We start from the raw sequence: 12,030 nt of genomic DNA on the forward strand, positions 1-12,030 counted from the left end.
CGTCAAGGCCGCCGTGATCCTGAGGTCACAACGCGTGTCCACGATCGGCCACGCCCACGGCCGCACGGCGCGTGGTCGTGGCTGCGGGGTGGCGCGAGTCGGCGTGTGCCAACTTGCGCGTGGCGCGATCAGCGCCCGAAGCGCGCGCGGCCCTCGACCGCCCACCAGTCCCGGAAGCGCTGGAGCATGCGGTCGCGGTCGCGTTTGGACATCTCATCCTGGTAGCCGAACGTGTTCTTCGTGAGCTTCTGGAGCTCCTCGAGCGCTGCCGCGCGGTTTCCGGACGCGGGATGAGCGAGGGCATCGATGAGCCACTCGACCCGTTGGCGCGCCGCGTTGGCGCTGAGCCACGCGCTCCAGTGAGCGATGTGGAGGCCGAAATCCTGGCGCGTGACGAGGATGAGGCTCGAGCGCGCGGCGGCCGCCACTTCGGGCTGCGGATCGGCCAGGCACGGCACGAGGTGCTCCACGGCGCCGGCCTCGCGCAGCTCACCAAGCAGCTGAATCGCCACGACCTTGCGCACGGCGTCGTGGCGGGCGTCGGCGACGACGCGGACCAGGCGCTCTACGGTGAACGTGGGGTAGAGCTCGCCGAGGACGCGCACCGCGACGCGCGCGGCGCCGCGCACGCGCGGCTCGGGGTCGAACAGGGCGCGCACCGCCGGCTCGATGCTCTCGATGTACGGGAGCTCCGAGAGGAGGTAGGTCGCCCAGAAGCGACGATCGATGTCGCGCTCGTCGACCACCGTCAGCAGGTACGGGAGCGCCACCCGCCGCTGCCGCGCCACGAGGCGGAGGAGGTTCCCGCACTCGCTCGCGCGCGGGAGGCCGGTGGGTGGCGGCGCGGCGACGTCGACCTTGAGCGTGCCGGGGAACCTCACGAGGATGGCGGGCATCGCGTGCTGACCCGCGTGAAGCAGCTTCGTCTCGGCATCCTCGTCGCCGGCGAGCACCCGGTCGATCAGCGCGGCGTACTCGCTGCCAACGTCGACGATGACGCTCGGGAGCGCGGTCGGGAGGTCGCTCCGGCTGGGCGGCAAGCGCGCGCTTGCGGCGAAGCGCTCGCTGGGGAGGGGCGCCGGCACGGCGCTGAGCGGCGGGATGACCACCTCGGGGATGGCGTGGCTGGGGCGCGCCGGCTCGGAGAGTGAGAAGCCTCCCGGCTCGGTCGGGTGCGAGTCGCGGGTGCGCCGCATCGTGGGAGGCGGCGAGGAGTCGAGCTCGCGCGGACGGCTCGCTGGCGCGAGCGCGCCGGCATCGACCGCGGGCGCGTCGAGCATGGGGCGGGGAGAGATCGCCAGACGCTGGGCGCCGAAGGACGGCGGATCGACGAGCGTCGCACGGTCACCCGACACTTCGGCGGAGCTCGGGTCGGCCGCCGTCTCGGGCTCGCGCTGCGTGGTGGGCGCCGGCTCCAGGGCGGCCGCCTCCTGCGCGGGCTCGGGGGCGGGAGCGAGCGTGGGGACGGGCTCCTGCGCGGTCGGGGGCTCCGGGGCGGGCTCGACCTCGGTCGCGAGGGCTGGTGTGACGCCTGGAGGCTCCTTGGGGGGCGCGGGTGGCTCGTCTGCCGGGGCGGCCACACGCTCCACCATGGGGGCTCGGGGCTCCGCGTTGCTCGCGAAGGTGGGGACCGGATTGGGCGGCGGCTTGAGCGCAAAAGGCGGGGACGACCCGGCGCCTGGGGCGCGCGACGGCGCCCCGGTGGGGGCGCCCGTGGGCCTCCCATCGCGCTTGCGGCGCACGATGAGACGCTCGAAGGCGGCGCCCGCGAGCGCCGCGAAGGACGTCACCTCCTGCACGCCCGTGGCCTCGACGTTCGTCTCGCCGTCGTCGCCCAAGAAGAGCGCGACGAGGCGGCGACGGACGACGATGGGGATGACGGCGACGGCCGATCGCCCGGTGCGCTCGAGGTCTGCGACGAGCACGGCGTCGAGCCCCGCGGGGTCGGGGACCGCGAACACCGGCAGGAGCGTGGTGCGCGCCATCGCGAGGATCGAGCTCGGCTCGAGCGGGACGCCGAGGCTCGCGACCTTGTCGCGGGAGGCGCCGTTGCCGGCGGCGTCGCGGCCCTCGGCGAGGTCGCCGTGGACGACAAAAATGGCTGAAAATTCAAAGAATTGGCGTGCGAACTCGAACACGAGATCGAGCACCGCGTCCCGGCCGTCGGCCTCGTCCATTTCCTTCTTCGCCACGGCGAAGGTGAGCGGGCCGCGTCGTCGCTGCCCTACCCGGTTGTGGGCGCGCGCTTCGCCGGCGATGAACGACGTGGGGAAGCCGGACGCGCGCACGGTGGGGGCGGGCGGGGCGGCCTCGGCGGGGGCCGGGGCCTCGGCGGGCGTAGGCGCTTCGACTGAGGCCGCCTGAGACTGCGCGGCGGCCTCGCGAGCGGAGGCCGCAGGCGGCGTCACGACGGTCGGGGCGGCGCTCGTGAGGGCGGGCTCCCCGCCAGGCGACGTCGGCGGGCCGTCGGTGCCCATGCTGGACGGGATCGGGTCGACGAAGATTTCCGGGACCGACGGGGCCAGCTCGGGGAGGCCAGCGGAGGGTTCCGCGGGCTTCTTGGTGGTCGCCTCGGGGAACTCGAGGAGAGTCGCCTTCCTCGGCCCGTCCTTGATCGGGGCGGGGACGCTCTCGCCGAGGCGCTTCAGCAAGCGCGCGTAGCGCCGCGGCAAGGTCGCGCCGTAGTCGCGCGAGATGGCCTGGTAGATCCGAAAGATCGGCGCGATTCGCACGACGAGCGAGGGAGACGACCCGCCGAGCGCGGCGACGACATCCGGCGCGAGCGGCGCGGAGCTCGCGAGCACGAGTGCGCCTCCCTCGACGCCGAGCGCGAACACGCCGTGCTCGGCGGCCTGCTCTCGCGTCATGAGGTCGCGGGCCTCGGGCGGCGCTACGGGCAGCTCGCGGAACGGCGCGGCGGGCAGCCCGCAGGACTCCGCGAGTGTGCCCGAGAGCGCTGCCTCGTCGACCGCGGTGACCTCGAGCAAGTTCGTCGCGAGATCGCCTCCGTAGAGGACCTGGCGCGCGAGCGCCTCTTCGACGTCGCGGATCGTCGCGAGCTCGCGCTGGACGAGGAGTGAACTCAAGGACGACATGGGCGGTTCACACAGAACGCACGGTGCGTCACTACGCCAGAGGTGGATAGAGCCGCCGAAAACTCGGCGAATGCAGCATCGCTTCTCGGCCCGCCGCTTGTCAATTAGCCGGCGGTCGGTCGCGAAGCGCGAAATGCGCGCGGAGCGCCGCCACGAGCCCCCCGGTCGTGTGCTCGGAGGCGGTCGCGTCGACGCGCAGTCCGATCGACTCGGCCGTCGCGGTCGTGCGCGGCCCGATGCTCACGAGCGCCGCGCGGGCCAGCGCCTCCCGCGCGCGGACCTCCCCCACGGCATCGACCAGCGCGTCGAGCAGGCTCGAGGCCGTACTGCCCGACGTGAGCGTGATGGCGTCGATGTGGCCGGCGAGCAGCTCGTCGACGAGCGCTCCCATCGCGACGGGGTGCGCGCGGCGCGTGACGTAAGCGGTGACGATGTCGACCGGGAAGTCGAGCGCCGCGAGCGCGGCGGGCAGCTCTCCCCGCGCGGTCTCGGCGCGCGGGAGCAGGACGCGCGGGCGCGCCTCGCCGAGATCGGCGAGCACGACCGGCGCGAGCGCGTCGCCAAGGAACTCGCGCGCCACTCCATCGACCACGACGCCGGCGCCCGTCAGCCCGCGCGCCGTCGCCGGGCCGACCGCGAACACCCGCGCGCGCTGCATGGCCGTCGGCGCGAGGCCTTGCGAGGCCATCGCCGCGAGCACCGCGCCCACCGCGTTCTGGCTCGTGAAGACCACCACGCCGTACTCCCCCGCGGCGAGCGCCGCCACCGCGCGCCCGAGCGGCCCAGGGTCGGGCGGCGGCTCGATCCGTACGATCGGCAGCGAGCGCGGAACGGCGCCCTCGGCGAGGAGGGCCTCCATGAGCGGCTCGGCCTGCGTCGCCGCGCGCGTGACGATCACGCAGCGTCCGCGGAGCGCGCCCGCTATTGGCTCGGGGCGCACGTCGACACGCCCGCGCCGACGACGAGCGTGCCCAGGTTCGCGACGATCGTCGTGGAGTTGTCGCTCGGTCGGTAGCGTGTGACCCGCGACGCGGGGCTGTCCGGCGCGGTGAAGAGGTAGAAGTCGCCGCCCCAGGAGGCGAACGCCCAGCCGGAGCCCTGATCGACCGTGCGCAGCTGGGTCTCGCCCACCACGCGGGCGTTCGCCTTGTCGATCTCACCGATGAACGAGCCCTCGCGTCCAGCCTTCGTGTAGAAGCCGTAGAGGCGCCCGTCGCCGGTGCCCGTGAGCTCGGCGCGGTCGATGCTGGGCGTGAACGCGCCGAGCGAGGTGAGCCTGAAGGTGGTCGTGTCGATCACGCCGAGGCCTCGGGGCGGTCCGGACTGGTTGTCCGCCGCGACGAAGAGCGACTCGGCCGGGCCGAGATCTTTCGTCGCGAAGCCCATTCCAAATGTCGAGAACCCTTGCTGATTTGGCGCGAACGTGGTCTTCGTGCAGGCGGCCGTCAGGGTGCTGATGCGGTAGAGGTTTCCGTCGTTGAACGCCACGAAGGCGACGCCGTTGCGGTCGACCGCCATGGAGAAGGGCGTGGTTCCGGCGGGCGCGGGGCACGCGATGCGGCCGATGAGGCGGAAGCTCGCGTCGGGCGGGTAGAACGAGAAGAGCTCGTTGTCGGTCGTGATGACGTAGACGAGCGTGCTCGCCGCGTCGGGGCAGTCGCTCTGGACGACGTCGGGGATGACCCTGGCGTCGAGCGGAGGGAGCGCGTCTTCGGGCACGGCTCGGTCGACGGCGGCGTCGCGCGAGGCGTCCGGGAGGGCCGACGGGTTGGGCGGAGGGAAGGGGCCACCTTCGGCGAGCTCGTCGGAGAACAGGCCCGTGCGGCTTCCGCACGCGACCGCGAGGGCCATCAACGAGGCGGCCAAGATGCCCGCCGAGAGGAGCCGAGCCGCTCGAGGGGCGTTCATGCCTTCCTCCGCTCGGTCGGGCGGGATGGACCCACCGCTCGCCGGCGGCTCGCTTGCGTGTTCATGGCGACACCTCGCCCACGGCTTGGGGCCGCCATCGACCTTGGTTCACCCCTTCGGGGCTCACGTGCAGGTTCCGCATGGCGCACACTGTTGGCGCGAAGGCCGCGCAGAGCAAGCGGAAACCGCGCAGGGCGCCCCTTCAAGACGCCGGGAGGTGAGCTCTCGGGGAGGCTACTGGCTCGGGGCGCAGGTCGACACGCCCGCGCCCACGATGGTCTCGGGGAACGTGAGCGGGGTGGTCGTCGTGCCGTCGGCGAGGCGGTACCGGGAGACGTCGGACGTCGTGCCGTCGGGCGAGTTGAACATCCAGAAGTCGCCGCCGTAGAAGGCGAACGCGAACGCGTCGTTCGAGGTGCCCACCGGGACGTCCGTGCGCGCGCGCACGGCGGCCGTCCCGGGATCGACCTCGGCGATCGAGCCGCGTGGGACCGCGGCCGTCCCGTTTGGCCAGTAGGCGAAGAGGCGGCCGTCCGCGGTGCCCGTGAGCTCGGCGCGAGGCAGCGTGGGCACGAACGGGCCGATGAGCGACAGCGCGAAGCCCGTCGTGTCGATCGCGCCGAGGCGCGAGCCTGTCGGGATGCCGAAGCCCCCGCTCGAGTCGGCCACGAAGAGCCGCTCGAGGCCTGGCACCGTGGAGTCGGCCGCGAAGCCCATCCCGAACGTGGTGAATCCCGACTGCCCTGGCCGGAAAGGCGTGGCGACGCACGCGGCGGTCTGGGTGCTGACCTGGAAGAGGTTGCCGTCGGTGAAGAGCACGTAGGCCACGCCTCGGCGGTCGACGGCCATGGAGAACGGCGTCGCGTCGCCGGCGGGGCACGCGAGCGTCCCGATGAGGCGGAAGCCCAGATCGGGCGGGTAGAAGGCGTAGAGCTCGTTGCGCGATGTCACCACGTACACGAGCGTGCCCGAGGCGTCGGGGCAGTCGGTGCGGTTCACGACGTCGGGCCTCTGCGCGGAGTCGATGGGGGGCAGGGCGTCGAGGCTGCCTCCGTCCGGGCGGGCGTCGGTCGCGCTGTCGGTCGGAGCGTCATTGCGTGCATCTTGCACTGAACCGTCGGGGACGGGAGCGGCGGCGTCTTCGGGGCCGAAGAGGCCGGTGCGGCTGCCGCACGCCGCGCTGACCAACACCAGGAAGAGGAGGCCGAGCCGAGCCCGTCGGATTCGCATCCCCTCGTTTTGGTCGAGAAGCGGGCGAGACACAACTTTCCTCACGCGGCTCGCGCGAACCTCCGCGAAAACGGCGCCCTCCGTCGCGCGCGGGCGCGCAGCGGGCGCGGTGCGGTGTATCGTGCCGGCCATGGGCTTTCCCGAGATGAGACCTCGCAGGCTCCGGCGAACTCCTGAGCTCCGCCGGCTGGTGCGCGAGACCACGCTCACCCCCGGCGATCTGATCTACCCGATGTTCTTCCATGCGGGGCTCGACGCGCCGCGGCCCATCGGCTCGATGCCGGGCGTCTCGCAGCTGCCCGTTGGGCAGGCGCGCGCGTGGGCCAAGGACCTGCTGGCGCGCGGTATCCCCGGCGTCATCCTGTTTGGTCTCCCCGAGAAGAAGGACGCGTGCGGCACGACGGGCCTCGACCCCGACGGGCCCGTGCCCCGCGTCGTACGCGAGATGAAGGACGCGGTCCCCGAGCTGCTCGTCATGACCGACGTGTGCGTCGACGAGTACACCGAGCACGGTCACTGCGGCGTGTTGAAGGACGGCCCTCGGGGCAAGGAGGTCGACAACGACGCCACCGTGGAGATCCTCGCGAAGATGGCCGTCGTCCACGCGCGCGCGGGCGCAGACATCATCGCGCCGAGCGACATGATGGACGGCCGCGTGGGCGCGATCCGCCGCGCGCTCGACGGCGAGGGCTTCGCCGACGTGTCGGTGCTGTCGTACGCCGTGAAGTACGCGAGCGCCTTCTACGGGCCGTTCCGCGACGCGGCCGACTGCGCGCCGAAGTTCGGCGATCGAGCCGGCTACCAGATGGACCCCGGCAACGCGCGCGAGGCGCTGCGCGAGGCCGCGCTCGACGAGGAGGAGGGGGCCGACATGCTCATGGTGAAGCCCGCGCTGCCGTACCTCGACGTCCTCCGAGACGTGCGCAAGGGAACCACGCTGCCCGTCGCCGCCTACAACGTCTCGGGGGAGTACTCGATGCTGCACGCCGCGGCCGAGCGCGGCATGATCGATCTCGACCGCGCGACGCTCGAGGTGCTCACCTCCATTCGCCGCGCCGGCGCCGACTTCATCCTGACCTACCATGCGCTCCGTGCCGCCGAGCTCCTCCAAAGCTGACCGCGCTGACCGCGCTGCCCCCGCACCGCGCCGCGGGCGGCTCGCGCTCGCGGCGGTCGGGTTCGCGACGACGTCGGCGTTGGCGTGCGCGCTCGCCACTGTGGCGGCCACCCCCGCGTGCCTCACGCGCGCGTGCGATCCCTCGCAGGAGCTCTACGGCCTCAAGGAGGGGGAGGGGCGCCTCCTCGACGAGGACACGTGGGAGTCGTCTCCGCTCGATGGCAACTGGCTGCCGTACCCCCACCAGCGCACGTGGGTGCTCTTCTACGGCGGCTACATGAAGGGGCGCACGCCCACCTCGGTGCAGGTGTTCCTGTCGGCCGACGAGCGCCCGAACCAGTCGGGCTCGAACTTCACGCAGGGCGGCGGCGACGTCGTGAAGATGTACAACGTCACCTCCGACAGCATGGGGCTCGTCAACGGCACGTGCGCAGACTACTTCGTGCGTGTCGTGGTGCACGCGCCCCGGGCGGTGGCCCCTGCTCCCGCGCTGGGAGACGCCGGCGGCGACGGGGCCGCCGAGGCTGGCCTCGACGCCTCGCCCGCCGAGGGAGGCAGCCCGGGGGACGCGTCCGACGCCGGCGCGGACTGAGCGCGAGCCTCACGCCCCCGGCGTAGGATCGTCGAGGCGCACGCGCGTGAGGCGGAGCGGGCGGGTGATCCCCTTGAGGCGCGCCTCGAAGGCCTCGAGCGGCGCCTCCGCGGGGAGCCACCCACGCGCGCGCGCGGCGTCGGCGAGCTCTTCTGTGAGCACGAGCTCTCCCGCGGCGGCCTCGCCCTGCAGGCGCGCCGCGAGGTTCGCGCTCTGGCCGAAGTAGTCGAGCGTGTGGTTGGCGGTCACGACGTAGCAGGCGCCCGCGTAGACGCCGATCTTGAGGGCGACGCCCGTCGCCTCGGGGCGGCTCGCGCGGAGCGTGGCGAAGCTCGCGTGCATCGCCGCCGCCGCGCGCACGGCCTGCTCTTCGCTGCCGAACGCCGCCATCACCGCGTCTCCGATGGTCTTGACGACCGCGCCGCCGTGGGCCCCCACCGCCGCGCCGAGCGCGTCGAAGTGGTCCTGAACCAGCGCGAAGGCGAGCGCGTCGCCCACCTCGCTGTACAGCGCTGTCGAGCCCGTGAGATCACTGAAGAGCAGCGCGACCCGCCCGATGCGCAGCGTGAGGCCGGGGCGCAGCACTTCGCGCGCGAACTGCCGGCGAAAGGTCGGCATCATGCTGAGGTCGTGCGCGGTCGCCGCCTCGTCGGCGAAGTCGACCCGCTCGATCTTCAGGTGGAGCTCCCCCGCGTGCGCGCTCGTCACGCGGATGGGAGCGCCCACGGCGAGATCGGCTTGCGGTGGCTCGAGCGAGCCCGGGCCGGTCCGCGCGTGAAGGCTCGGCTGCGCGCCAGGGGCCGCGGCCGGCGCGACGCGCAGGATCGCTGCGGGTCCTCCGCGTACGAAGAGCCTGTAACGACCGGGCTGCGTCGGCGCGCGGAGCTCGATCTCGCCGCCGGCAGGGAGGAGCGCCTGCGTGAGGACGTGGGGCGTCCGGGCGGGCCCGCCGATGCAGTACGGGCCCTCGTCGATGAGGCGCACCGAGGCCGGGGGTCGGAACGTCGCCTCGACCGCGCGATCGAGGTCAAGATCGTAAGAAATATCGCACACTTGGCAGTGTGCGTGCGCGTCGAGCACCGACAGCGCGCGGAGCCGCTCCGAGGCGGTGCGGCAGCTCGGGCAGACGAGATCCCAGGTGAGCTCGAGGACGCCGGCGCTCACGGCGGCGAGGCACGCGCCCAGCACCGCTCGTCGCGGAAGGCCCCACTCGCGCGCGAGGGCGTAGGGGCGGAGGCGGTCGAGCGACTGATCGGCCCCGGTCCGCACGAGCGTGAGCAGGCGGTCGGCGGCGGCGCGCTCGTCGCCCTCGACCGCGGCGAGCAGCGTCGCGGCCGCGCGGTCGAGCGTGTCCGCGTGGACGTGGGCCTCTGCGGGCGCGCTCGCAGCGCCCGCCACCTCCCGATCGACCGACGCGACGAACGCCGCGAGCTTGGCGACGAACCTCACGGTCTGGAGGCGCGCGATGGGCGTAATCAGCGCGCTCTTGGGCGTGATCACGACGCGCACCCGCACGGTCGTGCCCTCGCCGCCCGGCCCCGGCTCCAGCGCGAAGCTGTGCGCGAGGGCGCTGACGAGGCCCCGACGCACGATCCGCCGTACGCTGAACCGCTCGGGCGCGCTCCACTCGTACGGGCGCTCCTCGTACTCCAGCGGGAAACCTCCGGAGACCGTCTTGACGAGGTAGCGCGCCGCCGTCGCGTCGTCGTTGGGCGTCAGCGCGATCGGCCCGAGACCGATCGCGCGGTTCAGACGCTCGGTGTCGGTGAGCAGCGGCCAGAGCGCCGCGGCGCTCGCCGTGCACTCGACGGTGCGCTCGACCACGATGTCTGACACGAGCTGGAGCCTATCATGAGGTGCAGCGCCGCCCGCGAGGAGCGCGGAGGCGCGCCGCCCTCGCTCACACTACGGTCGCCCAGCCGTGGGTGTCCTCGGCGGTGCCGTATTGGACGCCGGTGATGGCTGCGCGCAGGCGATCGGCGATCGCGGACTCTTTGCCGACGGAGATCCGCTCGGCGCCCCACATGAGCTCCCCCACCGGAGCCACGACCGCGGCGGTGCCTGTGCCGAACACCTCGTGGAGCTGCCCGCCCCGGCCGGCATCGACGAGCTCGTCCATCGACACGCGGCGCTCCGATACCCTCACGCCCCACGCGCGAAGCAACGTGAGCGCGCTCGCTCGCGTGATGCCGGCGAGGATGCTCCCGCCGTCCAGCGGGGGCGTGATGACCTCGTCGCCGATGCGCACGAAGAGGTTCATCGTGCCGACCTCCTCCACGTACTTGCGCTCGATCGCGTCGAGCCAGAGCACCTGATCGTAGCCCTCGGCTTTGGCGCGGTGGGCCGCGAGCAGGCTCGCCGCGTAGTTCGCGCCGGTCTTCACGGCTCCGAGCCCGCCGGGAGCCGCGCGGACGTGCTCCCGCTCGACCCAGATGCGCAGCGGCCGCATGCCACCCTCGTAGTAGTCGCCGACGGGCGAGAGCAGGATGATGAACGTATATTCCTTGGAGGGACGGACGCCCAAGAAGCCCTCGTGCGCGATCACGAGCGGCCGAATGTACATCGCCTCCCCGCGGCCCTTGGGGATGGTGCTCCTGGTGCGTCCCAGCAGCTCGAGGAGGACCTCGCGGACGCGCGCCACATCGAGGCTCGGCATGGCGAGCCTAGCCGTACCCCCCTGCATGCGGGCGAGGTGCGCGTCCAAGCGGAACACGCGCACCTTGCCGTCCGCGCCGTGAAACGCCTTGAGGCCCTCGAACAGCGTCTGGCCGTAGTGGAGCACGGCCGCCGCCGGATCGAGCGAGAGCGCGCGCCGAGGCTGACACTCGAAGTCGTGCCAGCCGCGCCCCTCGGTGTACCGGCCCAGGACCATCGTGTCGGAGAACACCCTCCCGAAGCCCAGCGGCTGCGAGGTTGCCTGCGGTGCTTGAGGGGGGGTGGATGCGGCGGTCGTGGGGGTGGTCTCGTGCATCATCGGGGCCTCGCGGAGGGTGCCCCGAGGTGAACGAGGCAGGTGGGTCACGTAAACCCCACCCTTGGACAGATCGACGCGAAACGCAACCGCGCGTTGACTCCAAACGCGAACGATCGTCATGCCGCTCTGCGGCATTTCGCAGAGGCGTCAGCTGACGCGTCGACGGCGCGCGGCCCAAGCCGCCAGCGCGAGCGCGGTGAGGCCCGCCGCGGCGAGCGCCGGGCGCGTTGCTCTGGGCCCGCTCACCGCGCAGCCGCCCTCGTCGACCGCCGGCCCCGGCTCACCCGGCGAAGTAATGCACGCGGGCACGTCGACCGTGAGCACGGGGAGGGGGGCCGCGCCGAACACACCTCCCGACAGCTCGGCGCGCTGGATCAGCGCGAGGCACTTGAGCTTGACGTCGAACTCGAGCGGGCTCGTGCCCGATCCAAGCTCCACCTTGAGCGAATCGTTCCCGGAGCCGTTGTTGCCCGCGTAGAAGTCGGGCGCGCCGTTCTTCGTCACGAGCAGCATCGGGCTGAACGCGGCCAGCGAGGGATCCGGCGTCCACCGGACGCGGGCGATCTTGGCGCGCCGCAGCCCCTGGCAGTCGGCCTCGCCGGGGGTGGACACCGCCTCGTCGCGCGCCTCGAGGAGCTTCAGCCGCCCCAGGGACGTGGGGAGCGGCGTGGGCGCGCCCGCCGTGATCTTCTTGACGCTCGCCTCGGCGCCGCCGTCGAGGCCGCCGACCCCGCCGTCGGTGTTGCAGCCCACCGTAAGTGTGTAGGTTGCATTCTCTTTGAGCGGGGAGGTCGGGCGCAAGAAGGTCGATCCGTCGACGGCCTCGCGCGTGGCGGGGACCTGAGCGCCGGTCTCGTCGACGAGGAGGAGAAAGGGCACGTTGGTGCCGTGCTTGCCCACGCCGATCGCAGGGGTGTTCGATGGCACGCGCGTGCTGGCCTGCGGGAGCGTGAACCCACAAGCGAGCGGCACCGAGCACGCGTGCGCCGGGCCCGCGGCCGTGAGCGTGAGCGCGAGCGTGACGGCCACCGGTCCGAGGAGCCCGAGCGCCGCCAGGGCCCGCTCGTGGGCGCGTATCTTCCAGTGCCGCATGCCACCAGGAGAGCACGAATCG

General features: G+C 72.8%; 9 protein-coding genes. 2 read left to right on the top strand and 7 right to left on the bottom strand.

Annotated features, from left to right (window positions below):
- Positions 1-128 precede the first annotated feature (128 nt).
- The 4 genes from IPQ09_13585 to IPQ09_13600 all read right to left on the bottom strand — a co-directional run bounded on the left by IPQ09_13585 (position 129) and on the right by IPQ09_13600 (position 6,233).
- Positions 129-3,095 (bottom strand): hypothetical protein, encoded by a 2,967-nt coding sequence (locus IPQ09_13585; protein MBL0195238.1) that lies wholly within the window; start codon positions 3,093-3,095, stop codon positions 129-131.
- A 100-nt stretch (positions 3,096-3,195) separates the two neighbouring features.
- On the bottom strand, positions 3,196-3,993 hold the full coding sequence (locus IPQ09_13590) for a uroporphyrinogen-III synthase (GenBank protein ID MBL0195239.1): 798 nt from the start codon (positions 3,991-3,993) through the stop codon (positions 3,196-3,198).
- A 23-nt stretch (positions 3,994-4,016) separates the two neighbouring features.
- Complete coding sequence (locus IPQ09_13595) at positions 4,017-5,003, bottom strand: hypothetical protein (GenBank protein MBL0195240.1); 987 nt, start codon at positions 5,001-5,003, stop codon at positions 4,017-4,019.
- 234 nt (positions 5,004-5,237) lie between these two features.
- The gene (locus IPQ09_13600) at positions 5,238-6,233 is read right to left on the bottom strand and encodes a hypothetical protein (GenBank protein MBL0195241.1); all 996 of its coding nucleotides are present in this window, start codon (positions 6,231-6,233) and stop codon (positions 5,238-5,240) included.
- 130 nt (positions 6,234-6,363) lie between these two features.
- Here IPQ09_13600 and hemB point away from each other — a divergent pair, with 130 nt between their 5' ends.
- Together hemB and IPQ09_13610 are read left to right on the top strand one after the other, a co-directional pair.
- Positions 6,364-7,350, top strand: coding sequence for a porphobilinogen synthase (gene hemB / locus IPQ09_13605; protein ID MBL0195242.1), 987 nt, complete (start codon positions 6,364-6,366; stop codon positions 7,348-7,350).
- Positions 7,325-7,942: a hypothetical protein gene (locus tag IPQ09_13610; protein MBL0195243.1), complete on the top strand. Its 618-nt coding sequence runs from the start codon at positions 7,325-7,327 to the stop codon at positions 7,940-7,942. The genes hemB and IPQ09_13610 overlap by 26 nt, the downstream gene beginning before the upstream one ends.
- Positions 7,943-7,951: 9 nt before the next feature.
- On the opposite strand, the gene IPQ09_13615 is transcribed toward IPQ09_13610, so the two are convergent.
- The 3 genes from IPQ09_13615 to IPQ09_13625 all read right to left on the bottom strand — a co-directional run bounded on the left by IPQ09_13615 (position 7,952) and on the right by IPQ09_13625 (position 12,008).
- The gene (locus IPQ09_13615; protein ID MBL0195244.1) at positions 7,952-9,778 is read right to left on the bottom strand and encodes an adenylate/guanylate cyclase domain-containing protein; all 1,827 of its coding nucleotides are present in this window, start codon (positions 9,776-9,778) and stop codon (positions 7,952-7,954) included.
- Positions 9,779-9,842: 64 nt separating this feature from the next.
- Positions 9,843-10,913, bottom strand: coding sequence for a branched-chain amino acid aminotransferase (locus IPQ09_13620; protein MBL0195245.1), 1,071 nt, complete (start codon positions 10,911-10,913; stop codon positions 9,843-9,845).
- Positions 10,914-11,063: 150 nt separating this feature from the next.
- Positions 11,064-12,008, bottom strand: a complete 945-nt coding sequence (locus IPQ09_13625; protein MBL0195246.1) for a hypothetical protein — start codon at positions 12,006-12,008, stop codon at positions 11,064-11,066.
- Between the last annotated feature and the right edge of the window lie 22 nt (positions 12,009-12,030).

It is taken from the genome of Myxococcales bacterium, from assembly GCA_016720545.1.
Taxonomy (GTDB): domain Bacteria; phylum Myxococcota_A; class Polyangia; order Polyangiales; family Polyangiaceae; genus JAAFHV01.

What these genes read in the sequence shown, in the direction of transcription:
- IPQ09_13585 (MBL0195238.1), bottom strand. Translation starts at nt 3,095, where the DNA reads ATGTCGTCCTTGAGTTCACTCCTCGTCCAGCGCGAGCTCGCGACGATC.
- IPQ09_13595 (MBL0195240.1), bottom strand. Translation starts at nt 5,003, where the DNA reads ATGAACGCCCCTCGAGCGGCTCGGCTCCTCTCGGCGGGCATCTTGGCC.
- IPQ09_13600 (MBL0195241.1), bottom strand. Translation starts at nt 6,233, where the DNA reads ATGCGAATCCGACGGGCTCGGCTCGGCCTCCTCTTCCTGGTGTTGGTC.
- hemB (MBL0195242.1), top strand. Translation starts at nt 6,364, where the DNA reads ATGGGCTTTCCCGAGATGAGACCTCGCAGGCTCCGGCGAACTCCTGAG.
- IPQ09_13620 (MBL0195245.1), bottom strand. Translation starts at nt 10,913, where the DNA reads ATGCACGAGACCACCCCCACGACCGCCGCATCCACCCCCCCTCAAGCA.
- IPQ09_13625 (MBL0195246.1), bottom strand. Translation starts at nt 12,008, where the DNA reads ATGCGGCACTGGAAGATACGCGCCCACGAGCGGGCCCTGGCGGCGCTC.